Here is a 24,558-nt window from a genome sequence, read left to right as displayed (position 1 = left end):
CCTCCTGTTCGGCGGGCGGACCTACTCTGCCGCGTCCACCCGTTTGTCCACGCAAGGTAGCCGCACTTCGAAAACGGCGCCGCCCCGCGTCGAGTTTCGTGCCGTGAGGCGTCCGCCCATGTCCTTCACGATCCCGGACGAGATGGCCAGCCCCAGCCCCGTGCCCTCTCCGGGGGCCTTGGTCGTGTAGAACGGCTCGAACAGCTGTTCGCGGTCGGTGATGCCGTGGCCCGTGTCGCGCACCGTGAGCACAGCCTCGTCGCCATGCGATAACAACATCTCCAGCTCGCGCTCCTCGGCGCCGAGCATGGCGTCGAGGGCGTTGCGCACGAGGTTGATCACGACCTGCTCCAGCCGCAGACGGTCGGCCTCGATCCAGACGGGGTGGTTCGGAACGGCCTGGGTCAGGCGCACCTTGTGCTGGCGCAGCTGCGGCTCCATCAGCGCCAGGGCGGCGGCCACGGCATCGCGCATGTCGAAGCGCTCGAAGGCCTGGTCGCCCTTGCGCGCGTAGGACTTCAGCTGCCGCGTGATGGCGCCCATGCGCTCGATCAGGTCGTCGATGCGCTGGAAGCTCGACAGCGCCTCGTCGGGTCGCCGCCTCTGGAGCAGGAGCTTGGCGCCCGCGAGGTAGGTCTTCATCGCGGCCAGCGGCTGGTTCAGCTCGTGGGACACCGCGGCCGACATCTCGCCGAGCGCGGCCAGCTTCGAGGACTGTGCGAGGCTCTGCTCGGTGACCTTCAGCTCCTCCTCCACGCGCCGCCGCTCAGCGATCTCGGCCGACAGGCGGTCGTTGAGGGCGCGCAGGGCGGCCGACTCCCGCTGGAAGCCCAGCGAGCGCATCGTGGCGCGCCGGTTCAAGAGGTAGAAGCCCAACGCCAGAAGCAGCGCGAAGACGGTGATGATGAGGGCGAGCACGCCGTTCACCCGCTCGCGCACGCTCTCGTAGGAGGTGAACGACACCAGCCGCCAGCCGCGGAACGGCACCCGCGTCTCGAGCTGCATCAGCGCGGTGGACGAGAAGAACCCCTCGTCCACGCCCGGACCGAAGGCGCCCGCGGACTGGAGCGCCCGCTCCAGCGCGGTGGGCACCGACAGCGAGGCCAGCGCCTGGCCCAGCGCCTGGCCCCGCCAGCGCGGCTCGGTCGAGATGATGACGCGGCCCGAGGCGTCGGTCACCACCACGGCGGCGGTGGTGCCGCGCCAGCGCCGCTCGAACTGGGCGAGGTCGACCTCGACCTGGATCACCCCGAGCGAGGTCGCACCGTCGCGCACCTCGCGGCTGAAGCTGGCCTGATAGGCGCCTCCGGGGGTGGGGTTGAGGGTGAACACCGTATCCGATCCGCGGATCGCCTCGGCGAAGAACGGCGCGTCGCCGTAGCTCGCGCCCAGCTCGGCGCGGTCGGTGGCGGCCACCACGCGGCCCTCGGTGTCCATGAGGGTGAGCGCGGCGGAGCCGATTTCGTCGACGAACGAGATCAGCCGCTGCGAGGAGGCCGAGAAGTCGCGCGCCTGCAGCGCGGTGATCAGCGTGGGATCGCGGGCCAGCAGAAGCGGCACCACGGAGTTGCGCTGCAGCTCCGACAGGATCGCCCCGGCATAGAGCGACTGGCGCAGCTCGGCGCGCTGGCGCGTGGCCTCCACGAAGCGCTCCGTAAGGAAGGCGTTGGCGATCCAGACCACGGCCACCAGCACGGCGAGGCTGACGGCGATCATGACGCGGACGGTTCCCGGCAGGCCCGGGAAGAGCCGCTCCTGCGCGATCCTGCGCCCGGTGACGTCGCGCGTGAACATGGGGCGCGGATACCGCGCGGGGGGGTGTGGGTTCAAGCGCCGCGGTCGCGCAGGCGCTTCAGGCCGCGACCAGCGCCTCGGCCAGCCCCCGGAACATGACGGCACCATCGGTGTTGCCGTGCGCCGCCTCGACCGCGCGTTCGGGGTGCGGCATCATCCCCAGGACGCGGCGGTTCTTGCTCAGCACGCCCGCGATGTCGTCCACCGCGCCGTTGGGCGCGTCGAGGTAGCGGAACGCCACCCTACCCTCGCCGTCGAGGCGCCGCAGGGTGTCGCGGTCGGCGGTGTAGTTGCCGTCGTGATGGGCGATCGGGATGCGGATCGTCGCGCCCTTGGCATACCCGGCGGTGAACGCACTGTCAGCGGTCTCGACCCGCAGGGCCACGGTGTCGCAGATGTACTTCAGCGAGGCGTTGCGCAGCAGCGCGCCGGGCAGGAGGCCCATCTCGCACAGGATCTGGAAGCCGTTGCACGGGCCCAGCACGTAGCCGCCGCGCTCGGCGTGGGCGCGCAGGGCCTCGGACACGGGCGAGCGCGCGGCGATGGCGCCGCAGCGCAGGTAGTCGCCGTAGGAGAAGCCGCCCGGCACGCCCACCACGTCGGTGCCCGCGGGCAGCGCGGTCTCCTTGTGCCAGACCATCTCCACCGTGAAGCCCGCCTGCCGGAAGGCTACGGCGAGGTCGCGGTCGCAGTTCGACCCGGGGAAGACGAGGACGGCGGCTTTCATGGGCGGGCTCCTTGCTGGCGCCGCCCATAGCGCGGCGCAGGCGGGATGTGTAGCTGTCAGAGCGGGGCGCCGAGGCCCCGCAGGAGCGGCACGAAACCCGGGAACGAGGTGGCGATGGCGGCGCCGTCGTCGACAGTCACGGCGCGCTTGGCGGCCAGTCCGCACACGAGGAAGCTCATGGCGATGCGGTGGTCGAGATGCACCGCGACCGTGGCGCCGCCCTCGACGCCCCCTGCCCCGCGGCCGTCCACCTCCCACCAGTCGGCGCCGTCGCGCACCTGGACGCCGCAGGCCCGCAGCCCGGTGGCCATGGCGTCGATGCGGTCCGATTCCTTGACCCGCAGCTCCGAGACGCCGCGCATCACGGTGGTGCCTTCCGCGTTCGCCGCGACCACCGAGAGGATCGGGTACTCGTCGATCATCGAGGCCGCGCGGTGGGGCGGCACCTCGATGCCGCGAATCGCGGGCGAGAAGCGGGCGCGCAGGTCGGCGCAGGGCTCGCCGCCCTCCTCGCGCTCGTTCTCGTAGGTGAGGTCGGCACCCATCTCGCGCAGGGTCTCGAACAGGCCCGCGCGCGTGGGATTGAGGCCAATGTTCGGAACCAGCACGTCGGAGCCGGGCACGATCAGCGCGGCGCAGACCGGGAACGCGGCGGAGGACGGATCACGCGGGACTGCGACGTTCTGCGGACGCAGCTCGGGTCGACCCTCGAGGCGGATCACGTGGCCCTCGTTCGTCGCCTCCGTCTCCACGTGGGCGCCGAAGCCGCGCAGCATCCGCTCGGAGTGGTCGCGCGTCGCCTCGCGCTCGATCACGACGGTCTCGCCGGGGGCGTTGAGGCCTGCCAGCAGCACCGCAGACTTCACCTGCGCGCTGGGCACCGGAGTGGCATACCGAACCGGAACCGGGTCCGAAGCGCCCACCACGGTCATCGGCAGGCGCCCGCCCGACCGGCCGAAGCTGCGTGCGCCGAACAGCGACAACGGGTCGGTCACGCGGGCCATGGGGCGCGACCGCAGGCTCGCGTCGCCGGTGTAGGTAACCGCGAAGCCGTGGGTGGCCGCGGCGCCCATCAAGAGGCGCACGCCGGTGCCGGCGTTGCCGCAGTCGACGACGTCCTCGGGCTCCAGCAGCCCCCCGGTGCCGACGCCGTGGACGTGCCACGTCTCGCCGCGCTTTTCCACGGTGGCGCCGAAAGCCCGCATGGCGCGCGCGGTGGCCAGCACGTCCTCGCCCTCCAGGAGGCCGGTCACGCGGGTCTCGCCCACGGCCATGGCGCCGAGGATCAGCGCGCGGTGCGAGATCGACTTGTCGCCCGGTACGCGGGCCTCGCCGCGCAGGGGCTCCGAGGGGTGCGCGGTCAGCGGCGCGGGGGCGGCATCATGGGTCATGGCAGGGGCGCTCCTTGTCGCGGCGGCGACTAGCGCGCGGCGCGGGCGGGGTCCACCGCGCCCCTACCCGAACATCGGCACGTGGGGCGCGGCGTTCCGCGCCAGCACGCCCGCATGGCGGGGGTCGCGCAGCACCTCCACCTCCTGCGCGACGGGGCGGAAGCCGGTGCGGCGGTAGAAGTCCAGCGCACGGGGATGATCCAGCGTGCAGGTGTGAAGCCGGAGGCGGCGCAGGGGGCGCTCGAAGGCCAGGCGGAGGGCCTCGTTCATCAGCCACCGCGCGGCGCCGGTGCCCTGCAGGGCGGGGACCACGCCGAAGAAGGCCAGTTCGGCGTCGGGCGCCTCGCGGAAGTCCAGCTCCAGCAGGCCGGCCTCGCGGCCCTCGTGGTCCAGCGCGAACACGGCCACCGCCGGGTCGTCGAGGACTGCCCGCAGGTCCCCGTCCTCCATCGCGAGGCGCGACTGCCAGAGCCAGTCCTCGCCCACCCGGCGGAACAGGGCGCGGTACCAGTCCGACGCGGGCGACGGGACGGGGCGCAGCGCGAGCGGCAGCGAGGGCGCAGGGCGCGGCGCGGGCCGCGCGCGCAGCTCCAGGTGCGTGACGACGGTGGCCAGATCGCCGGGGGCGACGGGGTGGAGGCCTCGGGGGAGCGGTTCGGTCATGCGCCCCGCGTAGCGCGCCGGGCGGCCGGGCGCGAGGGCGTGCGCGGCGGGGCGGTGTCGCCCCCCTGCCCCGCCGCCGGGCGCAAACGCATTCCCCTCGCAGCGCAGCCCTTTTCCAAGCCTCGCCGCGCCTCTATAGCGCCGCGATGCGTCACGCCCGCACCCTGAAGGCATCGGCCTGGCTCTGGCCGGCCCTGCTCGTCCTCCTGGCGGCGGGCATCTGGATGCTGCCGTGGGAGGGCTGGGTGGTGCCGCTCCGCCAGTGGGTCGAGAGCCACGGGGCGATGGGCTGGGTGGTGTTCGTCCTTGCCTATGCCGGTGTCGTGGTGCTGCCCTTGCCGGCGGCGGCCATGAGCGTGGCGGGCGGTCTCGCCTTCGGCTGGTGGGGCGTGCCGCTGTCGCTTCTGGGTTCGCTCGTTGGATGCGTGCTGCCGTGGTGGGCCACGCGGCGCTGGCTGCGCGGGCCGATGCTGCGCCGCTTCGACGGTCCGCGCGTGGCCGCCGCCGACCGCGCGGTGCGCCGCAACGGCTTCCTCTTCGTGGCGCTGCTGAGGGTCACGCCGATCCTGCCGTTCACGCTGCAGAACTACCTCCTGGGCCTCACCGGCGTGCGCATCGGACCCTACCTCGCGGCCACCCTCGTGGGCCTCGCGCCGGGCACGCTGGCGATGGTGTGGGTGGGCGAGATGGGCGGACTGGCCGCCGCCGGGGCCGACCGCGCGAAGCTCGTGGTCGCGGCGGGGGGGCTGACGCTGCTGGGCCTCCTGATCCTCGTCATGATCCGCCGGGCACGCGTGGAGCTGCGACGGGCGGGCTTCGACGGGGCCTGAGGCGTGACAGCGCGCCGCTCCCCGGCGCGGAACCTTCGCGCGCGCCCGCGCTTGCCTTCCCGGAGGCGCGCCCATGACCCGCGAGACCGACATCACAAGCGATCGCGATCCGCATCAGACGCGCCACCGGCTCATGCTGATGGGGCTGATCTGGCTCGCGGTATACCCGACCGTCACGCTGATGACCTACCTCACGGGCGATCTCGAGGTGCCCACCTTCGTGCGCACGCTGATCACCACGGCGCTGACGGTGCCGCTGATCACGTACCTCGTGGTGCCCAACGCCAAGAGCCTCATCGCCCGCGCCGACTCCGACGCCTGACACCTTCCCGAAGCGAGAGACCCCACCATGGACCTGAAGATTTCCGGCCGCACGGCCGTGCTGAGCGGCGCCGCCGGCGACATGATCCTCGAGACCGCCAAGCTGCTCGAGGCCGAGGGCTGCAACCTCGTGCTCACCGACATCGACGAGGAGGAGCTGCGCGAGGCCGCCGCCAAGCTGGGCGACAAGGTCGTCACCGTGATCGCCGACCTCTCCGACCAGGCGGGCGCCGACAAGGTCGCGAAGGCCGTCGAGGACGCCGGCTGGGAGGCCGACATCCTGGTGCACGGCGCCGGCGTGACGGGCGCCAAGGGCGATCCGCTCGACGACATCACCGAGGAGGACTGGCACCACGCCTGGAACACCGACTTCATGACCGCGGTGCGGATGTCCAAGGCGTTCATCCCCGGCATGTGCAAGCGCGGCTGGGGCCGGGTGGTGTTCGTGACCTCCGAGAACGTGGCCCAGCCCTACCCCGACGAGGTGGTCTACAACGCCTCGAAGTCGGCCGTGCTGTCGTTCTCGAAGGGCATGAGCCAGGTCTACGCCCAGCAGGGCGTGCTGGTGAACTGCTGCGCGCCCGCCTTCATCGAGACCGACATGACCGACGGCATGATGGAGAAGCGCTCCGAGGAGCGGGGCGAGAGCTTCGACGAGGCGGTCGAGAGCTTCCTCGAGGAGGAGCGCCCGCACCTGTCGCTGAAGCGCCGGGGCCGCCCCGAGGAGGTCGCCTTCGTGCTGGCCTGCCTGTGCTCGGAGCGTGCGAGCTTCGTGAACGGCTCGAACTGGCGCGTCGATGGCGGCGCCGTGCAGTCCATGAACATCTAATGTTCGCGGGCGCGGTGGACCGGGCGGCGATCGTCGCCCGGGTCGAGGCTCACCCGATCGAGGGCGACGCGCATTCGATGCGCGCCGCCTTCCACGCGCTCGCCACGGACGGCGCGCCGGTGCCCGAGGCGTTGGACGGCATGGCTGTCCGCGTTGACGTGGCCGGTGCGGTGCTGGAGCCGGACGGTGCCACCGGTGCCCCCGTGCTGTGGCTCCACGGCGGCGGCTACGGCTTCGGCGCGCCGGAGACGCACCTGCGCCCCGCCGCACGGTTGGCGGCGCAGGCGGGCCGCCGCGTGGTCCTGCCCCGCTACCGCCTCGCGCCCGAGCACCGCTGGCCCGCCCAGCGAGACGACGCGATGACGGCGGTCGAGGCGCTCGGCACGGTCCCGGTGCTGGCCGGCGACAGCGCGGGTGGGCACCTCGCGCTCGTGCTCGCCCTGCGCCTCGCGCGCGCGGGCACGCCGCCCCCGGCCCTGCTGCTGTTCTCGCCCAACACCGACCGCTCAGGCCTGAACCGCGCGCGCGCCGCCACCAGCGCGATCGACCCGATGGTGGACGACGCCGGCGACACGGCTTTGGCGCGCGCCGCCTTCGGCGACTTCGACCCCGCCGACCCCGAGGTCTCGCCCCTGCTCGACGACCTGTCGCTCCTGCCGCCGACCTGGATCGAGGTGGGCCGGCCCGAGGTGCTGGAGGGCGACGCGGTGCTCCTGGCCGAACGGGCGGCGGCGGCGGGCGCGGACGTGACGTTGCACGTCGCCGAGGGGCTGCTTCACATGGGGCAGCTCTGGGCGCCGTGGTGGGACGAGGGGTGCGCCTCGCTGGACCGGGCGGCGGCGTTCCTGCGGGGGCGGACGGGGGACGCCGTCCCCCGGACCCCCTGAGGTATTTCTTACCAGAGGAAGGGGGTCAGCCCTTCCGGAACGGTGCGAGCTGATCCCAGTCGAACGCGACGCCGGTGCCGGGCTCGTCGGGTGCCACCGCCATGCCGTCCTCCATGACGAGGGGGCGTTCGGTGTAGCGGTCGATCGGGAAGGCGTGGACCTCCAGCAGCCCTGCATTGGGCTGCGCGCTCACCAAGCTCACGTGCAGCTCCTGCATGCCGTGCGAGCAGACCGGAAGGCCCTCGGCGCGGCACAGCTCGGCCACGCGCAGCCATCCGGTGATCCCGCCGCAGTTCGACGCATCCGGTTGCACGTAGTCGAGGCAGGCCCGATCCACGGCGCGCCCGAACTCCCACAGGGTGTGGAGGTTCTCGCCCATCGCAAGCGGGCAGCCCGTGGCGGCGGCGATGTCGGCGTAGCCCTCGATGTCGTCGGGGTCGGTCGGCTCCTCGAACCACAGGATGTCGTGGTCCATGAACTCGGGAGCGACGGCGATCGCCTCGTCCACGCTTAGCGCGTAGTTGGCGTCCACCATCAGCGCCACGTCCGGCCCGATCGCTCGGCGCACCGCAGCCACGCGGGCGGCGTCGTCGCCTTGGGGCCGGCCCACCTTGATCTTCACGCCGGTGAAGCCCGCGTCCACCGCAGCCTCCTGCGCGCGCACCAGCGCGGCTTCGTCGTAGCCCAGGTCGATGCCCCCCCGATAGGCGCGGCACCGGTCCGCGGTGCCGCCCGCCATGGCGAGCAGCGAGCGCCCCTCGCGCCGGCCCCGCAGGTCCCACAGCGCGATGTCCACGGCCGACACCGCGAAGGCAAGGATGCCGCCCCGGCCCACGTAGTGCATGTGCCAGTTCATCGCGTCGTGCATGGCTTCCGGCTCCGCCGACCGGCCCACGAGCCACGGTGCGAGGTCGTCGCGGATCAGGCTGAGGACCGCGCCGCCGCCGCGCCCGCCGGTGTAGGTGTAGCCCGTGCCCTCCAAGCCGTCGGTGTCGCGCACGGTGCAGGTCACGAGCTGGAAGTGGGTGTGGTCGCCGTGCTTGGCGTCCACCAGCAACTCGTCGAGCGGCACGGCATAGAGCCGCGCCTCGACGGAGGCGATGCGGGGGCCGGCGGCCCCGGCGGCGAAGCCCGCGTCAGCCACCGGCGCATTCCGGCACCGGCGTCTCGACCGTGCCGTCGTCCAGCCACCGCACGAGGTTGCGCACCGCGAGGTCGCCCATCGCGGCCCGCGTCTCGTGGGTGGCCGAGCCGACGTGCGGCAGCAGCACCACGCGCCCCTCGATGCGCTTGAGCGCGTCCGGGATCACCGGCTCCGCCTCGAACACGTCGAGGCCGGCCATGCCCAGGGCGCCCGACTCCAGGGCCGCCACCAGCGCCGCCTCGTCCACCACCGAGCCGCGGGCCACGTTCACGAGGCAGCCCTCGGGCCCCAGCGCGCGCAGGACCGCGGCGTTCACGAGGTTGCGCGTCGCCGCGCCGCCGGGGGTGATGACGACGAGCACGTCGACCGCCTCGGCCAGCGCCTCGGGGGTCTCGTGGAACTGCCAGGGGACGTCCTTGGGCGAGCGGGCCGTGTAGTGGATCTCTGCCCGGAAGGCGCCTGCCATCTCGGCGATGGTCTTGCCGATGCGCCCCAGCCCGAGGATGCCCACGCGGCGGTCCATGGGCGAGCGGGTGAGCGGAAAGCCCCCCTCCTCCCACGCACCGGAGCGGGCGTGCGCGTCGGCGGCCACGATCTGGCGGTAGCAGGCGAGCCAGAGCGCGATGGCGGTCACCGCCACCTCGTCGTTCAGCACGCCCGGCGTGTGGGCCACCAGCACGCCGCGCGCGGCGTAGGCGTCCGCGTCGATGGCGTCGTAGCCCACGCCGTAGGAGGAGATGACGCGCACGTTCGGCGTAGCCGCCGCCACGTCCTCGGGCACGCCCCAGTGCCCGTTGGTAAGGATCGCCTCGTACCGCGCGCCGTGCTCGGCGAGGAAGGCCGTGCGGTCCGCCTGCTCGAACAGCACGTCGATGGCGAAGCGCGCCTCCAGCGCCTCGCGCATGCGTTCGGTGATCTCGCCGATCTGCAGCAGCGGGGCCCTATCCATCGGCGCGCACGGTCTGGCGCTGGCGGCCGAGCTTCTCGATCTCCAGCTCCATCACGTCGCCGGCCTTCAGGTAGCGCGGCTCGGGCTTGATCCCCATGCCGACGCCCGGGGGCGTGCCGGTCGAGATGACGTCGCCTGGGTGCAGCGTGAACATCTGGCTCAGGTGCGAGACGATCTGCGCCACGGTGAAGATCATGGTCGAGGTCGAGCCGGTCTGCATCCGCTCGCCGTTCACGTCGAGATGCATGGCGAGGTCCTGCACGTCGCCCACCTCGTCCTTCGTGACCAGCCACGGCCCGGTGGGGCCGAAGGTGTCGCAGCTCTTGCCCTTGGTCCACTGCCCCGTGAGCTTGGTCTGGAAGTGCCGCTCGGACACGTCGTTGACGACGCAGTAGCCGGCGACATGGTCGAGGGCGTCGGCCTCGGAAACGTACTTCGCGGTCTCGCCGATCACCACGCCCAGCTCTACCTCCCAGTCGGTGTGGGTGGAGCCGCGGGGCATGACGACGTCGTCGTTCGGGCCGACGACCGCTGAGTTAGCCTTCATGAACAGGATCGGGTGCTCGGGGATCGCCGCGCCGGTCTCGGCGGCGTGGTCCGAGTAGTTGAGGCCGATGCACATGAACTTGCCGATGCCGCCCACGCAGGGGCCGTATCGCACTGGGCCTTCGACCTTGGGCAGCGCCATCTGATCGAGCTTCGACAGGATATCGAGCGACTTGGCACTCAGCACCTCGTGCGCGACGTCGGAGACCTCGCGGCTGAGGTCGCGCAGGTCGCCGTTGTGGTCGATCAGGCCGGGCTTCTCGTGGCCGGGCCTGCCGTAGCGGCAGAGTTTCATTGGCGTCTCCGTTGCGTGGCGTGGGTATCAGTGATTGTCGCGGGGCAGGATGCGGGCGGTGCCGCGGTACTTGTCGGCGCCGCGCAGTGTCATGCCCTCGGAGAGCTGGCCGACCCGCTCGCGGAAGATCTCCTGCCACGGGGTCTGGCTCTCGGGAACGTAGGCGCTCGCGTCGAAGGCGGCGCGGCGGCGCTCCCACTCCACCTCGTCCACCTGCGCGTCGGCGGTGCCGGCGCGCAGGTCGATGCGGATGCGGTCGCCGGTGCGCAGGAAGGCGAGCCCCCCGCCCGCCGCCGCCTCCGGGGACGCGTTAAGGATCGAGGGGCTGCCGGAGGTGCCCGATTGGCGCCCGTCGCCGATGCATGGCAACGCGTGGATGTCCTGCTTCAGGAGGTAGGCGGGGGGGCGCATGTTCACGACCTCGGCGGCGCCCGGGTAGCCGATGGGACCGGCGCCGCGCATCACCAGGATGCAGTGCGCGTCGATCCCGAGGGATTCGTCGTCGATGCGATCGTGGAAGTCCTCGGGGCCGTCGAACACGATCGCGCGGCCCTCGAAGGCCTCGGGATCCTCGGGGTCGCTGAGGTAGCGCTCGCGGAACTCGGGCGAGATCACTGAGGTCTTCATGATCGCGGAGTCGAACAGGTTGCCGCGCAGGTTCACGAAGCCCGCGTCGGCCAGCATGGGCTGCGCCACGGTGCGGATGACCTCGGGCAGCGCCGAGCGCACGCCCTCGCAGTTCGCGCCGAGGCTCCGCCCGTTGGCGGTCGGCGCATCCGGGTGCGGCAGGAGGCCCCCGGCCATCAGCTCGCCCACCACGGCTGGAACGCCGCCGGCGTGGAAGTAGTCCTCGCCGAGGTACTCGCCCGCAGGCTGGAGGTTCACGAGGAGCGGCACGTGGTGGCCGATGCGCTGCCAGTCGGCGGGCGTCAGCTCGATGCCGAGGTGCCGGGCGATGGCGTTGAGGTGCACGGGCGCGTTGGTGGACCCGCCGATGGCCGAGTTCACCACAACCGCGTTCTCGAACGCCTCCCGCGTCATGATGGCCGAGGGGCGCAGGTCCTCGCGCACCATTTCCACGATGCGCTGCCCGGTGTGGTAGGAGACGTGGCCCCGCTGGCGGTAGGGCGCGGGGATCGCGGCCGAGCCGGGAAGCTGCATGCCCAGCGCCTCGGCCAGGGAGTTCATCGTGGTCGCCGTGCCCATGGTGTTGCAGTAGCCCACCGAGGGCGTGGAGCTGGCGACGATCTCCATGAAGCCCGCATCATCGATCTCGCCCGCCGCGTGCATCTCGCGCGCCTTCCACACGATGGTGCCCGATCCAGTCCGCGCGCCCCGGAACCAGCCATTCAGCATCGGGCCGACCGAGAGCGCGATGGCGGGGATGTCCACGGTGGCGGCGGCCATCAGCAGGGCCGGCGTGGTCTTGTCGCAGCCGATGGTCAGCACCACGCCGTCGAGCGGGTACCCGTTCAGCGTCTCCACGAGGCTCAGGTAGGCGAGGTTGCGGTCGAGCGAGGCCGTGGGCCGCTTGCCGGTCTCCTGGATCGGGTGCACGGGCACTTGCAGCGGCACGCCGCCGGCGGCGACGATGCCGTCGCGCACCCGCTTCTCCAGCTCCAGGTGGTGGCGGTTGCACGGGGAGAGGTCCGAGCCGGTCTGGGCGATGGCGATGATCGGCTTGCCGCCCTGCAGCTCCTCGCGGGTAATACCGTAGTTCAGGTAGCGCTCGAGGTAGAGCGCGGTCATCTCGCGGTTCTCGGGGTTGTCGAACCACTTGCGCGAACGGAGCTGGGTCATGGGGCGGGCCTGTTAACTATCTGTTATGACTTGACTGCAGGCAAGTCGGGTCACTGCCCCGACCAGCCGCCGTCGATCACGTGGGGGTGGCCGGTGGTGAAGGCGCTCTCGTCCGAGCCGAGGTAGACCACGAGGGCCGCGATCTCGGCGGCCGAGGCGACGCGGCCCATGGGCTGGCGGGAGACGAACTGCTTCAGGGCCTCCTCCTTGGAACCGAGCTGCCGGCCCAGCGCCTCGACCCGGTCGTGCCAGGACGGGCTCTCGACGGTGCCGGGGCAGATGCAGTTGCAGCGGATGCCCCGCGCCACGAAGTCGACCGCGACCGACTTCGTCAGCCCGATCACCGCGGCCTTGGTGGCCCCGTAGATGAAGCGGTTCGGCGCGCCGATCACCGACGAGCACGCCGAGGACATGTTGACGATGGACCCGCCGCCCCGCTCCAGCATCCCCGGCAGGGCCGCGCGGATGGTGCGGAACATGGAGTGGACGTTTAGGTCGAAGCCGAAGGCGAAGTCGTCGTCCGAGGCCTCCAGCACCGAGCCGTGGTGCACGAAGCCCGCGCAGTTGAACAGGATGTCGGGGCGTGCGGCCTCGACCCCGGCGCGGACGCTGGCGTCGTCGCGGGCATCGAGCGCCATGCGGTGGCAGTCCAACCCCTCTAGGAGCCCCGCGTCGAGGTCGGTGGCCCAGACCTCCGCGCCTTCGCGCAGGAACGCCTCGGCGGTCGCCCGCCCGATCCCCTGCCCCGCCGCCGTGATCAGCGCGCGCTTGCCAGTCAGCCGTCCCGCCATGATGCTTCCCCCCGTCGCACCGAGGCGTAGGCCAAGACGCGGGGCGGCGCAAACCTCGCGGAGCACGCCATGACCGAGATCGCATTCCTGGGCACCGGGCTGATGGGCGCGCCCATGGTCCGCAACCTCCTGCTCGCGGGGCACGCGGTGCGGGCGTGGAACCGCTCCGCGCCGAAGGCGCAGGCGCTGGAGGCGGACGGGGCCACGGCCTGCGCCACCCCGGCCGAGGCGGTGCGCGGCGCGCCAGTCGTGGTCTCTATGTTGTCCGACGGTCCGGCCTCGGCCACGGTGCAGGACGCGATCGGAGATGCCTTCGCGGAGGGCGCGATCTGGGTCGAGATGGGCTCGATCCGGCCCGCGGAGGCGCGGGCGCACGCGGAACGCTTCGCCGCGCGCGGAATGGCCTACGTGGACGCGCCCGTGTCGGGTGGCACGAAGGGCGCCGAGGCGGGCACGTTGGCGATAATGGCGGGCGGCGACGCGGCGGCGTTCGAACGGGTCCGCCCGGTGCTGGAAGCGATGGGGCGGCCCGTCCACGTCGGTCCGGCAGGTGCGGGCCAGCTCGCCAAGCTCGCCAACCAGGCGATCGTCGCCTGCACCATCGGCGCCGTGGCCGAGGCCACGCTGCTTCTGGAGGAGGGCGGCGCCGATCCGGCGGCGGTGCGCGAGGCGCTGCGGGGGGGCTTCGCCGACTCCGTCATCCTTCAGCAGCACGGCGCGCGCATGGCGGGGCGCGACTTCGCGCCGGGCGGGCTGACGAAGTTCCAGGTCAAGGACCTCGACAACGTGGCCGAGGAGGCGGCGGCGCTCGGGCTGGAGCTTCCGGCGGTGGAGGCGGTGCGCCTGCGCTTCACGCACCTGCGCGACGTCATGGACGGGGGCGATCTGGATCACAGCGCGCTCTACCTGGAGCTGCGTTCGCGGAACGGGCGCCTCTAGCTGCGGGAATCCCTTGGCAGACGCCTCCCCTCCTGCGTAGGCTTTCACCGGACGGGCGGCGCGCCCCGGCAGGGAGGCCGGCGTGCGGAGATGCGCCCGCGCAAGGGAGGACTTCGATGACCAGAACCACCACGGCGCTCGCCGCCGCGGCCGCGCTGATGGGCGGCACGACGCTCGCCGCGCCCGCCTTCGCCGATGCCCACGCCACCAACCTGCGGATCCAGACGCACTACGCGCCGGAATCCACCTCGGGCGAGCTGATCCAAGGCTTCATCGAGAACGTCGAGACCATGTCCGACGGCGCGATCACCATCGAGATGTTCTGGTCGTCCTCCGTGGTCGGCTCCACGGAAGGCTTCGACGCCGCCGCCACCGGCATCCTCGACTGCGAGATGCACGGCGGCGCCTACCAGACCGGCAAGAACCCCGCGTTCCAGTTCGTGGGCGACATCATGGGCGGCTACGACACGCCCTATCAGCAGCTCTCGTGGCTCTACTACGGCGGCGGCCTCGAGGACGCGCAGGAACTCTACAACCAGTACGGCATGCAGCTCGTGGGCTGGTGGATCTACGGCCAGGAGAGCCTCGCCTCCACCGCGCCGATCTCCGGGCCGGAGGACCTGCAGAACTGGAAGTTCCGCTCGCCCCCCGGCATGGAGACCAAGATCTTCGAGAAGCTCGGCGCCTCGCCGATCGTGATGGACTTCACCGAGATCTTCACCGCGCTCGAGACCGGCATCATCGACGGCGCCGACGCGTCGAGCATCGCCAACAACAAGGGCCTCGGCCTCTACGACATCGCCAAGCACACCAACTACCCGGGCTTCCACTCGATGCCCTCGGACCACCTCGCGTGCAACAAGGCGGTGTGGGACGGCATGAGCGACGCCCAGCGCGCGATCCTGTCGACGGCGATGGAGAGCCTCGCGCTCAAGACCGCGCTCTTCACCGAGAAGGCCAACGCCGAGGCCGTGGCCGAGCTGACGGAAGCGGGCGTGACCATCTACGAGTGGTCGCCCGAGGACCTGCAGGCGTTCCGCGACGCCGCCCAGGCCACCTGGCCCGAGTTCGCCACCACCCCCGAGGCCGAGGCGCTCGTGCAGTCGCACCTCGACTACCTCGGCCAGCTCGGCCTCGTGTCGGCCAGCGAGTGACGATTGCGGCGCGGCCCCTCGCGGGCCGCGCCGACCCCTCTCCCCCGGACCGGGAGCGATCCGTGACCGCCCAGAACCCCACCCCCGTCGAGACCGCCGGCGACGCCGGGCCGCTGGTCTACAAGCCGACCGCGACCGAGGTGCTGGTGCCGCTCGGCTTCATCGCCGCCTGGGCCTGGATGATGTGGAACGGCCCCGCCTTCCTCATGGTGTTCAGCGAGCCCGGCCCCACCGTGGACGCCCTCGCCCGCCGCTACGCGCCGGCGAACCTGCTCGACTGGCTGAGCGTGGTGCTGGTGGTGGTGCTCTTCGTGCTCGGGGTGCGCACCGTGAAGCGCGCGCCGTCGGAGTGGCAGGACTGGGGCGCCTTCGACCGCGTCTCGGTGTTCATCGGGCGCGTGACCATGGGGCTGGTGGTGATCCTCGTCTCGGTGATGGTCTGGGAGGTGGTGCTACGCTACGTGTTCGAGGCGCCGACGCTCTGGGCCAACGAGCTGTCGCTCTGGCTCGCGGGCTTCGTGTTCCTGCTCTCGGGCCTCTACGCCATGCAGCAGCGCAGCCACATCCGCATCTTTCTGCTCTACGACGCCGTGCCGAAATGGCTCCAGCGCACGTTCGACGTGATTTCCACTGCGATGATCGTGATGTTCGCGCTGGCCCTGATCTACGGCGGCTGGGGCGAGGCCAGCCAGAAGTTCATGCGCTGGGAGACCTTCGGCACCGCCTTCGACCCGCCGCTGCCGGCGACGCTCAAGCCCATGGTGCTGCTGGTCGTCACCCTCGTGGCGGTGCAGGCCATCGCCAACCTCGTGCGCGACTGGAACCTGGAGCCGGTGATCCACACCGCCGCCGACGACATCGACCCCGAGGAGCTGGAGCGCCTGCGCCGCCAGGTCGGCTCGGACTGACGCGCGCGCGCCCCCGCGGCGCCGCTGCCTGAAGGAACGTATCCATGGACGTCGGAACGATCTCGCTCGTGCTCCTCCTGGGGCTGATGCTGCTCCTCGCCATCGGCATGCCGCTGGGCCTGGCCTCGGCCGCCCTCGCCGTGCTGGTGCTGGTGATGAAGTTCGAGCCCACGCTCCTCTGGGCGCCCTGGGAGTTCGGCGAGGGGCTGCTGACACGCTCCTTCGGGACCGGGCCGCTGAACATCCTCGCCCAGAAGATATACGGCCTGATCACGGGCTACGTGCTCATATCCATCCCGCTCTTCATCTTCATGGCGGCCCTCCTGGAGCGGTCCGGCATCGCCAAGGGCATGTACTCCTCGCTCGACGTCTGGCTGTCGAAGACCCGCGGCGGCATCGCCATCGTCACCTCGATCATGGCCGTCATCATGGCCGCCATGTCGGGCATCATCGGCGGCGAGGTGGTGCTGCTCGGGCTGATCGCCCTGCCGCAGATGCTGCGCCTCGGCTACGACCAGAACCTCGCCATCGGCACGATCTGCGCCTCGGGCTGCCTCGGCACCATGATCCCGCCCTCGATCGTGCTCATCATCTACGGGCTGATCACCGAGACCTCGATCAAGGCTCTGTTCACGGCCGCCTTCCTGCCCGGTTTCATGCTGGCCTCGTTCATCATCGTCTACATCGTGGTGCGCACCCAGGCGAACCCGGCCCTCGCCCCCCTGCCGCCGCCCGAGCCGGGCGAGCCAGAAGGGCGCGAGAAGGGGATGCTGTTCCTCGCCTTCCTCGCCCTCCTCGGCGCTGGCTTCTCGACGGCCCTGTTCCTGCGCGCCCTGTTCTTCACCGTGACGGGCCAGAACGCGGTGCTGGAGGGCGTCGATCCCATCGCCTACGGCCAGCCCGAGCATGCCTGGACCTTCGGCATCGCCGCCGCCGTGTTCCTCGCGCTGATCCTCCTCGTGTTCCGGCCCGCGCGCACCAAGCGGGCGTGGGGCATGGGCAAGGGCCTCGTGGCGCCCATCGTGGTGATCGGCGTGGTGCTCGGTTCCATCTACGGCGGCATCTCGGGGATCACCGAGGCCGCCGCCATGGGCGTGGTCGCGGTGTTCCTGATCTCCGTCTTCCGGGGCGAGGCCAGCGTGGAGCTGGTCTGGGACTCGCTGCTGCGCACCCTGAAGTCCACCGGCACGATCATCTGGGTCACCATCGGCGCCGCGGCCCTCGCGGGGGCCTACACCATCGCCGGGGGGCCGACCTACGTCGCCAACCTCATCGTCTCGGCGGACCTGCCCACCATGGGCATCCTCCTCGTGATGATGGTGATCCTCCTCTTCATGGGCGCGTTCATGGACTGGGTCGGGATCGTGCTGCTGATCATCCCCGTGTTCCTGCCCATCGTGCAGCGCCTGCCCATCGAGGAGATCGGCTACTTCGGCACGCTGGAGGCGCGCCACCTGTCGATATGGTTCGGGGTGCTGTTCTGCATGAACATGCAGGTCAGCTTCCTGTCGCCGCCCTTCGGCCCGGCCGCCTTCTACCTCAAGTCGGTGGCACCGCCGCACATCTCGCTGACGGACATCTTCAAGGGCTTCCTGCCGTTCATCTGCATACAGCTCTTGGCGCTCGCCGTGCTCCTGTTCTGGCCGCCCATCGTCGCGGTGCTGCTGGATTGAGCGCGGCGTGATCGGGGCGTAAGTCCCGGGCCGGGAGGAGACATCATGTCCGACACGATCCGACTGCGCCCCGAGGACGACGTCGCCGTCGCCGCCCGCGCCCTGGAGGCCGGCGTGGCGGTGGAGGGGACGCGCACCCTCGGCCTCGTGCCCTCGGGCCACAAGATCGCCCTGCGCGCGATCGCCGCCGGAGAGCCGGTGCGCAAGTACGGCCAGATCATCGGCTACGCCTCCGAGGCCATCCCCGCGGGCGCCCACGTCCACACGCACAACCTCGCGTTCCGCGGCACCGATCACGCCTACGAGTTCGGCACCGACCTGCGGCCCGCGCCAGCGCCGGAGATGCGGGACACCTTCATGGGCTACCGCCGCGCGTCGGGCGTCGTGGGCACGCGCAACTACGTGGCCGTGGTCACGTCGGTGAACTGCTCGGCCACCGCCGCGCGGCGCATCGCCGACGCCTTCGGCCCCGAGGAGCTGGCCGCCTTCCCGAACGTCGACGGCGTGGTGGCCTACGTGCACGGCACGGGCTGCGGCATGGCCGGCGACGGCGAGGGGTTCGAGGCACTCCAGCGGGTCATGTGGGGCTACGCCCGCCACCCCAACCACGCCGCGGTCCTGATGGTGGGGCTGGGCTGCGAGATGAACCAGATCGACTGGCTGCTGGAGGCCTACGGTCTGGAGCACTCGCCGACCTTCCAGACCATGAACATCCAGAACGTCGCCGGTCTGCGCCGCACGGTCGAGGCGGGCATCGCCAAGGTCCGCGCCATGCTGCCCGCCGCCGACGAGGCGCGGCGCGAGCCCTGCCCTGCCTCAGACCTCACCGTCGCCCTGCAATGCGGCGGCTCGGACGCGTGGTCCGGCATCACCGCCAACCCCGCCCTCGGCCACGCCTGCGACCTGCTCGTCGCCCAGGGCGGCACGGGCGTGCTGGCCGAGACGCCCGAGATCTACGGCGCCGAGCACCTCCTGACCCGCCGCGCCGCGAGCCCCGAGGTGGGCGAGCGTCTGGTCGGCCTCGTCGAGTGGTGGGAGGACTACACGGCGCGCAACCGCGGCTCGATGGACAACAACCCCTCGCCCGGCAACAAGCGCGGCGGGCTGACGACCATCCTCGAGAAGTCGCTCGGCGCCGCCGCCAAGGGCGGGACCACCCCCCTCGCGGGCGTCTACAAGTACGCCGAGCCGGTGCGGGCGCGTGGCTTCACCTTCATGGACTCGCCCGGCTACGACCCGGCCTCGGTCACGGGTCAGATCGCCGGGGGCTGCACGCTGGTGTGCTTCACCACGGGGCGCGGCTCGGCCTTCGGCTCGAAGCCCGCCCCCACGATCAAGGTCGCGACGAACTCCGAGCTCTACGCCCGGATGACCGAGGACATGGACGTGGACGCCGGCACGATCCTCTCCGGCGGCACCACGGTCGAGGCGAAGGGCCGCGAGATCTACGAGATGTTCCTGCGCGTCGCCTCGGGCGAGGCCACCAAGTCGGAGGCGCAGGGACTGGGCGACCACGAGTTCGTGCCCTGGCAGATCGGCGCGGTGATGTGAGCCGCACCCGCCTCGTCCTCGCCGGCACCGGCCTGATCGGCGCGCGTCACCTCGCGCACATCCGCGCCGACCCCGCGTTGGAGCTGGCGGCCGTGGTCGACCCCGCGCCCGCCGTGGCGGTGGACGTGCCCGTCTTTCCCTCGGTCGAGGCGGCGGACGTGGAAGCCGACGGCATCATCGTCGCCACGCCCACCGCCACCCACGCGCCGGTCGCGGTCGCCGCCGCCCGGCGGGGCTGGCACGCGCTGGTCGAGAAGCCGCTGGCCGGGACGCTCCGAGACGCCGACGCCATCGCCGACGCGCACGCCCGCGCCGGGACGCACCTGCTCGTGGGGCACCACCGCCGGTATCACCCCGCGGCCGAGCGGCTCCACGCGGTCGTCGCCTCGGGCGCCATCGGCACGCCGGTCGCCGCCTCGCTACTTTGGCTGATGTGCAAGCCCGACGACTACTTCGCGCCCGCGTGGCGGCACGGGCTCGACGGCAGCCCGATCCGCCAGAACCTTATCCACGACGTCGACCTCCTCCGCTGGCTGCTGGGCGAAGTCGAGGACGTCGCGGGCCTCGCCTCGAACGCCTGTCGTGGGACGGCCCGACCCGAATCGGGCGGCGCGGTGCTGCGCTTCCGTGGCGGGGCCGTGGCCACTATCGCCTACGCCGATACTGCAGCGTCCCCGTGGAGCTTCGAGGCGGCTACGGGCGAGAACCCCCACATACCGCAGAGCGGTGAGGACTGCCTGTTCGTCACCGGCACGGCGGGCGCCGTGGCCTTCCCGTCGCTGCGGGTCTTCACCGGCGCGGCCGACTGGACCGAGGCGCACGCGGTGCGCCGCGAGCCGGTGCCGGGGGGCGTCCCCCTCGCACGCCAGCTCAGCCATTTCGCCGACGTGATCCAAGGCCGCGCCGCGCCGCGCGTCACCGGCGCGGACGGGCGCGCCAACCTCGACGTGGTGCTGCGCATCGAGGACGCCGCCCTCGCCGACCTCGCGGAGCGCCCCGCGTGAACCCGCTGCGCTGCGGCCTGATCGGCGCCAACATCGGCCGCTCCCGCCTCGCTGCCGCCTTGGCGATCATGGCCGAGGCCCACGGGCGCCGCCTCGACTTCACCCCCATCGACACCGCCGGCGACGCGGCGTTCGACTTCCCCGCCGCCGTGGACGCGCTTCGCCGCGAGGGGTGGGACGGCGTCGCCGTGACCCATCCGTGGAAGACCCACGCCGCCGCCTTCGCGGGCGCGGCGATGGCGCCGGACGCCGCCGAACTGGGCGCCGCGAACCTTGTGCTGTTCCGCCCCCTCGCGGGGCACAACACCGACCACAGCGGCTTCCTCGCCGCATGGGGCGCGGTGATGGCCTGCGCTCCGGGGCGGGTCGCGATGGCCGGCGCGGGCGGGGTCGCGCGGGCCGTCGCCCCCGCCCTGCGCCGCCTCGGTGCCGAAGTGATCGTGTGGGACCGGGACGCAAACCGCGCCAAGGCGCTGGCGGCCGCGTTCGGGTTGCGCGCCGTGGACGCAGGCGATGCCGAGGCCGAGGCCTCGCGCGCCGACGGTCTGGTGAACTGCACTCCGCGCGGCATGGCGCCCGACGCAGGCTCCGCCTTCGACGCCGACTGGATCGGCCCGCAGGCTTGGGCCTTCGACGCGGTCTACACGCCGACCGACACCCCGTTCCTGCAAGCCTGCACCCGTCGCGGCCTCGCTTGCCTCACCGGCTTCGATCTGTTCCGTTTCATGGCGATGGACAGCTTCGCCGCCCTCGCCGGGCAGCGCCCCGATCCGGGGACCACGCTGCCCGCGCTGGACACGTTGCGCCCCGGGTAGGGGCAAGGGGGAATCATGGCCGACATCGGCTTCATCGGGTTGGGACTCATGGGCTCCGCCATGGCGCAGCGCCTCCTGGACCGGGGGCACGCGCTCACGGTGCTGGGCAACCGCAGCCGCGCCGGGGTCGAGGCGGCCACCGCGCGCGGCGCCACCGAGGTAGGCACCGCGCGCGAGCTGGCGGCGGCCTCGGACGTCGTGATGCTCTGCATGGGCACCTCGGAGCACGTGGAGGCGCGGATGCGCGGGGCCGACGGCGTGCTGGCCGGGCTGCGCCCCGGCGCGGTGGTGATCGACTTCGGCACCTCGCTGCCCGAGAGCACCCGCGCGCTGGCCGCCGAGACGGCCGAGGCGGGCGGCGCCTATCTCGACGCGCCGCTGGGCCGCACGCCGGCCCACGCCGCCGAGGGCAAGCTGAACATCATGGGCGCCGGCGACCGCGCGGCCTTCGACCGGGTGCGCCCGGTGCTCGACGATCTGGGCGAGAACGTCTTCCACCTCGGGGACTCGGGCGCGGGCCACACCATCAAGCTGGTCAACAACTTCTTCGGCATGACCGTCGCCAACGCCATGGCCGAGGCCTTCGCCACCGCCGACCGCGCGGGCGTGGACCGGCGCCAGCTCTTCGAGGTGATGGGCGCGGGGCCGCTGCGCTCGGGGATGATGGAGTTCGTGGCCGCCTATGCCGTTGAGGGCGACCCGGACCAACTCGCCTTCTCGATCCGCAACGCGGCCAAGGACGTGGGCTACTACCGGCGCATGTGCGAGGCGATGGGCACCGAGTCGCTGATGTCCGCCTGCCCCGCCCGCGCGCTGGACGCGGCCGTCGACGAGGGGCGGGGCGACGACATGGTCTCGCAGATGGTGGACTTCTACGCGGAGCGCGCGGACTGCTGATGCCCGCCCCCGTCAGCCCCCTCGCCCGGGCCCGCGTGGACAGCGCCGGCACCGGCATCGCGCTGATGCTGGCGGCGTGGGGGGTGTTCAGCCTCGTGGACACCTCGGTGAAGTGGCTGAGCCTCGCGGGCCTGCCGGCGCTGCAGCTCGCCTTCATGCGCTTCGCCACCCATCTCGTGCTGAGCACGGGGCCGATGCTGGGCGCCGACCACTCGGGCTGGACCGCGCCCCGCGCGCAGGCTTGGCCGATGCTGGCGCGCGGTGCGCTGCTCCTGGTCGCCACCTCCTGCAACTTCGTGGCCCTGCGCCACCTCGACCTCGCGGTGGTGGCCGCGATAACCTTCGCCTCGCCGATCGTGGTCTGCGCCCTGTCCGGCCCGCTCCTCGGCGAGCGCGTCGGCCCCTGGCGCTGGGGCGCCATCGCGGTGGGGTTCCTCGGGGTCCTGCTGGTGGTCCGCCCCTGGAGCGCGGCGTTCCACCCCGCGATGCTGCTGAGCTGCGTCGTGCCCGTGGCGCTGGCTTTCTTCTCGATCCTCACCCGGCGGCTCGCCGGCGAGGCCGCGCCGCGCACGATGCAGCTCTATGCGGGCGTGGTGGGCGCGGTGGGGCTGCTGCCCTTCGCGGTCGCGGCGTGGCAGACGCCGGGCACGCCGCTGGAGTGGGCGCTGATGGTCGCGGTCGGCGCCTTCGCATGGTTCGGGCACGACCTGTTCGGACGTGCGCACGGCTATGCGGACGCCTCGGTGCTGATGCCGTTCTCCTACTCGTTCCTGCTCTACATGGCGCTGACGGGGTGGATCGTGTTCGGAACGGTGCCCGACGGAGGCACAGTGGCGGGGGCGGTGGTGATCGCCGCCGCGGGCTTGGTGATCTGGTGGCGCGAGCGGTGACGTGCTGACCTTCGCCGCCGCCGTGTTCTTCCTGATCGCCACGCCCGGGCCGGGCGTGCTGAGCCTCGCCGGGGTCGGCTCGGCCTTCGGGGCGCGGCCGGGCCTGCGCTATCTCGCGGGACTGTTCCTCGGCACCAATGCCGTGGCGCTCGCGGTGATCACCGGCGTGGCGGCGCTGGTGCTGGCCTCGCCCGCCCTGCGCACCGTGCTCTTCGTCGCTTCCACCGCGTACCTCCTGTGGCTGGCATTCCGCATCGCCGCCGCCGGCAGCCGCATCGCCATCGTTCCGGCCACGCGGCCCCCCGGCGTGCGGGGCGGTCTGGCGCTGCAGGCGCTGAATCCCAAGGCCTACGTGGTGAACACGGCGTTCTTCTCCGGCTTCCCGCTGGCGATGGCGCCGGTGTGGGAGGTGGCGGCCAAGCTGCTGGTAGTGAACGCGATCTGGCTGCCGCTGCACGTCGCTTGGATGCTCGCCGGGATCGGCTTGCGGCGGCTCGACCTGGCACCGAAGGCGCAGCGGGCGATCAACGTCGCCATGGCCGCCGCAATGGTGGCGGTGGTGGCGCTGGCTGCGTGGAGCGCGGCCTAGCTCCGGAACATCGGCGGGCGCGCGTCGACCCAGGCGCCCTCCCGCGCCCCGCTCTCGGCGACCGCGTGGACGGCGGCCATGCTGCGCAGCCCGTCCTCGGCGGACGGCAGGAGGTCCGCCGCGGGATCGGGCGCGCGGCCCTCGCGCCGCGCCGCGATGGCCTCGGCAAGGTCGGCGTAGAGGTTGGCGAAGGCCAGCGGCATGCCCTCGGCGTGTCCCACCGTCACGCGGCAGGCGCGGTCGTGCTCGGGGCTGAGCCCCGCCTCGCCGCGCTCGATCGTCTGCGTGCGCCCGCCCAGCGGCGTCCAGCGGAGCTGGTCGGGCCGCTCCTGCGCCCAGGCGAGACCGCCGCGCTCGCCGAAGACCTGCAGCGTCAGCCCGTGCTGGCGGCCGAGCGCCACCGAAGAGGTCCACAGCCGCCCCACCGCGCCGCCGTCGAAGCGCAGGTTCACCTGCGCGTCGTCCTCCAGCGCCCGGCCCGGCACGCAGGCCACGGTGTCGGCCGACAGGCGCTCCACCTCCTGCCCGGTCACGAAGGAGGCCATGTGCAGCGCGTGGATGCCGCAGTCGGCGAACTGCGCCGACACCCCGGCCTGCGCCGGATCGTAGCGCCAGCGCACCCGCGGGTTGTCCATGTCGGCCGCGTCGGCGTGGTGCCCGTGGGCGAACTCGGCCACGGCGAGGCGCACGGCCCCGAGATCGCCCCGCGCCACCATCGCCCGCATGTGCCGCACGAGGGGATAGCCGGTGTAGCCGTAGTTCACCGCGAGGATGCGGCCCGTGTCGCGCGCGAGGCGCACGAGATCCTCGCCCTCCTCCACGGTCATCGTCATCGGCTTCTCGCACAGCACGTGGAAGCCGGCGGCGAGGAAGGCGCGGGCGATCTCGTGGTGGGTGCTGTTGGGCGTGGCCACGGTCACCAGCTCCACACGGTCCGCGCGGGCGCGCTCGCCCTCAAGCATCTCGCGCCAGTCGCCGTAGGCGCGGTCCTCGGCGATCCCCAACCGGCGGCCGTAGGCGCGCCCCGCCTCGGCGCGGTGGTCGAGCGCCCCGGCCTCCAGCCGGAACAGTCCGTCGAGCCGTGCTCCCAGCCGGTGCGCCGGGCCGATCTGGCTGCCCTCGCCGCCGCCGATCAGTCCCCATGCGAGCGGTGCCATCCCCGTTCCTCCTG

General features: G+C 72.2%; 24 protein-coding genes. 14 read left to right on the top strand and 10 right to left on the bottom strand.

Annotated features, from left to right (window positions below; translation table 11 throughout):
* Positions 1 to 21: 21 nt before the first annotated feature.
* The 4 genes from K3554_RS09440 to K3554_RS09425 all read right to left on the bottom strand — a co-directional run bounded on the left by K3554_RS09440 (position 22) and on the right by K3554_RS09425 (position 4,575).
* On the bottom strand, positions 22 to 1,794 hold the full coding sequence (locus tag K3554_RS09440; protein WP_409197306.1) for a sensor histidine kinase: 1,773 nt from the start codon (positions 1,792 to 1,794) through the stop codon (positions 22 to 24).
* Positions 1,795 to 1,852: 58 nt separating this feature from the next.
* Positions 1,853 to 2,521 carry a phosphoribosylformylglycinamidine synthase subunit PurQ gene (gene purQ / locus K3554_RS09435; protein WP_259939559.1) on the bottom strand — a complete coding sequence of 223 codons (669 nt, stop codon included), beginning with the start codon at positions 2,519 to 2,521 and terminating at the stop codon, positions 1,853 to 1,855.
* Positions 2,522 to 2,577: 56 nt separating this feature from the next.
* Positions 2,578 to 3,912, bottom strand: a complete 1,335-nt coding sequence (gene aroA / locus K3554_RS09430; RefSeq protein WP_259939558.1) for a 3-phosphoshikimate 1-carboxyvinyltransferase — start codon at positions 3,910 to 3,912, stop codon at positions 2,578 to 2,580.
* Between the two features lie 63 nt (positions 3,913 to 3,975).
* A complete protein-coding gene (locus K3554_RS09425; RefSeq protein WP_259939557.1) occupies positions 3,976 to 4,575 on the bottom strand; it encodes a GNAT family N-acetyltransferase in 600 nt (199 codons plus the stop codon).
* Between the two features lie 146 nt (positions 4,576 to 4,721).
* On the opposite strand from K3554_RS09425, the gene K3554_RS09420 reads away from it, so the two are divergent.
* The 4 genes from K3554_RS09420 (at position 4,722) to K3554_RS09405 (ending at position 7,442) form a co-directional block, all read left to right on the top strand.
* Positions 4,722 to 5,405, top strand: coding sequence for a TVP38/TMEM64 family protein (locus K3554_RS09420; RefSeq protein ID WP_259939555.1), 684 nt, complete (start codon positions 4,722 to 4,724; stop codon positions 5,403 to 5,405).
* A gap of 73 nt (positions 5,406 to 5,478) precedes the next feature.
* Complete coding sequence (locus K3554_RS09415) at positions 5,479 to 5,727, top strand: hypothetical protein (protein WP_259939554.1); 249 nt, start codon at positions 5,479 to 5,481, stop codon at positions 5,725 to 5,727.
* A gap of 27 nt (positions 5,728 to 5,754) precedes the next feature.
* On the top strand, positions 5,755 to 6,555 hold the full coding sequence (locus K3554_RS09410) for an SDR family NAD(P)-dependent oxidoreductase (protein WP_259939552.1): 801 nt from the start codon (positions 5,755 to 5,757) through the stop codon (positions 6,553 to 6,555).
* The gene (locus K3554_RS09405; protein WP_259939551.1) at positions 6,555 to 7,442 is read left to right on the top strand and encodes an alpha/beta hydrolase; all 888 of its coding nucleotides are present in this window, start codon (positions 6,555 to 6,557) and stop codon (positions 7,440 to 7,442) included. Before K3554_RS09410 ends, K3554_RS09405 begins: the two co-directional genes overlap by 1 nt.
* Positions 7,443 to 7,467: 25 nt before the next feature.
* On the opposite strand, the gene K3554_RS09400 is transcribed toward K3554_RS09405, so the two are convergent.
* Genes K3554_RS09400 through K3554_RS09380 form a run of 5 tightly spaced genes read right to left on the bottom strand, consistent with a single transcriptional unit; the run spans position 7,468 to position 12,967 of the window.
* Positions 7,468 to 8,586, bottom strand: coding sequence for a mandelate racemase/muconate lactonizing enzyme family protein (locus K3554_RS09400; protein WP_259939548.1), 1,119 nt, complete (start codon positions 8,584 to 8,586; stop codon positions 7,468 to 7,470).
* Positions 8,579 to 9,535 carry a 2-hydroxyacid dehydrogenase gene (locus K3554_RS09395; RefSeq protein WP_259939545.1) on the bottom strand — a complete coding sequence of 319 codons (957 nt, stop codon included), beginning with the start codon at positions 9,533 to 9,535 and terminating at the stop codon, positions 8,579 to 8,581. The genes K3554_RS09400 and K3554_RS09395 overlap by 8 nt, the downstream gene beginning before the upstream one ends.
* Positions 9,528 to 10,376 (bottom strand): fumarylacetoacetate hydrolase family protein, encoded by an 849-nt coding sequence (locus K3554_RS09390; protein ID WP_259939542.1) that lies wholly within the window; start codon positions 10,374 to 10,376, stop codon positions 9,528 to 9,530. The genes K3554_RS09395 and K3554_RS09390 overlap by 8 nt, the downstream gene beginning before the upstream one ends.
* A gap of 27 nt (positions 10,377 to 10,403) precedes the next feature.
* Positions 10,404 to 12,176 (bottom strand): IlvD/Edd family dehydratase, encoded by a 1,773-nt coding sequence (locus K3554_RS09385; protein ID WP_259939539.1) that lies wholly within the window; start codon positions 12,174 to 12,176, stop codon positions 10,404 to 10,406.
* Between the two features lie 50 nt (positions 12,177 to 12,226).
* Complete coding sequence (locus K3554_RS09380) at positions 12,227 to 12,967, bottom strand: SDR family oxidoreductase (protein WP_259939536.1); 741 nt, start codon at positions 12,965 to 12,967, stop codon at positions 12,227 to 12,229.
* A 69-nt stretch (positions 12,968 to 13,036) separates the two neighbouring features.
* On the opposite strand from K3554_RS09380, the gene K3554_RS09375 reads away from it, so the two are divergent.
* From K3554_RS09375 to K3554_RS09330, 10 genes are all read left to right on the top strand, one after another.
* Entirely contained in the window at positions 13,037 to 13,906 is an 870-nt protein-coding gene (locus tag K3554_RS09375; protein WP_259939534.1) for an NAD(P)-dependent oxidoreductase, read from the top strand.
* Positions 13,907 to 14,022: 116 nt separating this feature from the next.
* Positions 14,023 to 15,060 (top strand): TRAP transporter substrate-binding protein, encoded by a 1,038-nt coding sequence (locus tag K3554_RS09370; protein WP_409197305.1) that lies wholly within the window; start codon positions 14,023 to 14,025, stop codon positions 15,058 to 15,060.
* 62 nt (positions 15,061 to 15,122) lie between these two features.
* Positions 15,123 to 15,968, top strand: coding sequence for a TRAP transporter small permease subunit (locus K3554_RS09365; RefSeq protein WP_259939530.1), 846 nt, complete (start codon positions 15,123 to 15,125; stop codon positions 15,966 to 15,968).
* Between the two features lie 44 nt (positions 15,969 to 16,012).
* Positions 16,013 to 17,641 (top strand): TRAP transporter large permease subunit, encoded by a 1,629-nt coding sequence (locus K3554_RS09360; RefSeq protein WP_259939529.1) that lies wholly within the window; start codon positions 16,013 to 16,015, stop codon positions 17,639 to 17,641.
* Positions 17,642 to 17,686: 45 nt separating this feature from the next.
* The gene (locus K3554_RS09355; protein ID WP_259939526.1) at positions 17,687 to 19,192 is read left to right on the top strand and encodes a UxaA family hydrolase; all 1,506 of its coding nucleotides are present in this window, start codon (positions 17,687 to 17,689) and stop codon (positions 19,190 to 19,192) included.
* Complete coding sequence (locus K3554_RS09350) at positions 19,189 to 20,196, top strand: Gfo/Idh/MocA family protein (protein ID WP_259939523.1); 1,008 nt, start codon at positions 19,189 to 19,191, stop codon at positions 20,194 to 20,196. Before K3554_RS09355 ends, K3554_RS09350 begins: the two co-directional genes overlap by 4 nt.
* Positions 20,193 to 21,011, top strand: coding sequence for a shikimate dehydrogenase (locus K3554_RS09345; RefSeq protein ID WP_259939521.1), 819 nt, complete (start codon positions 20,193 to 20,195; stop codon positions 21,009 to 21,011). The genes K3554_RS09350 and K3554_RS09345 overlap by 4 nt, the downstream gene beginning before the upstream one ends.
* Positions 21,012 to 21,026: 15 nt before the next feature.
* Complete coding sequence (locus tag K3554_RS09340; protein ID WP_259939519.1) at positions 21,027 to 21,908, top strand: NAD(P)-dependent oxidoreductase; 882 nt, start codon at positions 21,027 to 21,029, stop codon at positions 21,906 to 21,908.
* On the top strand, positions 21,908 to 22,798 hold the full coding sequence (locus tag K3554_RS09335) for a DMT family transporter (RefSeq protein ID WP_259939516.1): 891 nt from the start codon (positions 21,908 to 21,910) through the stop codon (positions 22,796 to 22,798). The genes K3554_RS09340 and K3554_RS09335 overlap by 1 nt, the downstream gene beginning before the upstream one ends.
* A gap of 1 nt (position 22,799) precedes the next feature.
* Entirely contained in the window at positions 22,800 to 23,387 is a 588-nt protein-coding gene (locus K3554_RS09330; protein WP_259939513.1) for a LysE family translocator, read from the top strand.
* Here K3554_RS09330 and K3554_RS09325 read toward each other — a convergent pair.
* Positions 23,384 to 24,544: a Gfo/Idh/MocA family protein gene (locus K3554_RS09325; RefSeq protein ID WP_259939510.1), complete on the bottom strand. Its 1,161-nt coding sequence runs from the start codon at positions 24,542 to 24,544 to the stop codon at positions 23,384 to 23,386. The genes K3554_RS09330 and K3554_RS09325 overlap by 4 nt on opposite strands.
* Positions 24,545 to 24,558 lie beyond the last annotated feature (14 nt).

Source organism: Jannaschia sp. W003 (assembly GCF_025144335.1).
GTDB lineage: Bacteria > Pseudomonadota > Alphaproteobacteria > Rhodobacterales > Rhodobacteraceae > Jannaschia.
Note: the sequence above shows the minus strand (reverse complement) of the source record. Positions and strands in the feature narration are given on the sequence as shown.

Coding starts and splice junctions, on each gene's coding strand:
- K3554_RS09335 (WP_259939516.1), top strand. CDS start 21,908: ATGCCCGCCCCCGTCAGCCCCCTCGCCCGGGCCCGCGTGGACAGCGCC.
- K3554_RS09440 (WP_409197306.1), bottom strand. CDS start 1,794: ATGTTCACGCGCGACGTCACCGGGCGCAGGATCGCGCAGGAGCGGCTC.
- purQ (WP_259939559.1), bottom strand. CDS start 2,521: ATGAAAGCCGCCGTCCTCGTCTTCCCCGGGTCGAACTGCGACCGCGAC.
- K3554_RS09340 (WP_259939519.1), top strand. CDS start 21,027: ATGGCCGACATCGGCTTCATCGGGTTGGGACTCATGGGCTCCGCCATG.
- K3554_RS09360 (WP_259939529.1), top strand. CDS start 16,013: ATGGACGTCGGAACGATCTCGCTCGTGCTCCTCCTGGGGCTGATGCTG.
- K3554_RS09375 (WP_259939534.1), top strand. CDS start 13,037: ATGACCGAGATCGCATTCCTGGGCACCGGGCTGATGGGCGCGCCCATG.
- K3554_RS09410 (WP_259939552.1), top strand. CDS start 5,755: ATGGACCTGAAGATTTCCGGCCGCACGGCCGTGCTGAGCGGCGCCGCC.
- K3554_RS09420 (WP_259939555.1), top strand. CDS start 4,722: ATGCGTCACGCCCGCACCCTGAAGGCATCGGCCTGGCTCTGGCCGGCC.
- K3554_RS09325 (WP_259939510.1), bottom strand. CDS start 24,544: ATGGCACCGCTCGCATGGGGACTGATCGGCGGCGGCGAGGGCAGCCAG.
- K3554_RS09405 (WP_259939551.1), top strand. CDS start 6,555: ATGTTCGCGGGCGCGGTGGACCGGGCGGCGATCGTCGCCCGGGTCGAG.
- aroA (WP_259939558.1), bottom strand. CDS start 3,912: ATGACCCATGATGCCGCCCCCGCGCCGCTGACCGCGCACCCCTCGGAG.
- K3554_RS09355 (WP_259939526.1), top strand. CDS start 17,687: ATGTCCGACACGATCCGACTGCGCCCCGAGGACGACGTCGCCGTCGCC.
- K3554_RS09415 (WP_259939554.1), top strand. CDS start 5,479: ATGACCCGCGAGACCGACATCACAAGCGATCGCGATCCGCATCAGACG.
- K3554_RS09390 (WP_259939542.1), bottom strand. CDS start 10,376: ATGAAACTCTGCCGCTACGGCAGGCCCGGCCACGAGAAGCCCGGCCTG.
- K3554_RS09380 (WP_259939536.1), bottom strand. CDS start 12,967: ATGGCGGGACGGCTGACTGGCAAGCGCGCGCTGATCACGGCGGCGGGG.
- K3554_RS09370 (WP_409197305.1), top strand. CDS start 14,023: ATGACCAGAACCACCACGGCGCTCGCCGCCGCGGCCGCGCTGATGGGC.
- K3554_RS09395 (WP_259939545.1), bottom strand. CDS start 9,535: ATGGATAGGGCCCCGCTGCTGCAGATCGGCGAGATCACCGAACGCATG.
- K3554_RS09425 (WP_259939557.1), bottom strand. CDS start 4,575: ATGACCGAACCGCTCCCCCGAGGCCTCCACCCCGTCGCCCCCGGCGAT.
- K3554_RS09385 (WP_259939539.1), bottom strand. CDS start 12,176: ATGACCCAGCTCCGTTCGCGCAAGTGGTTCGACAACCCCGAGAACCGC.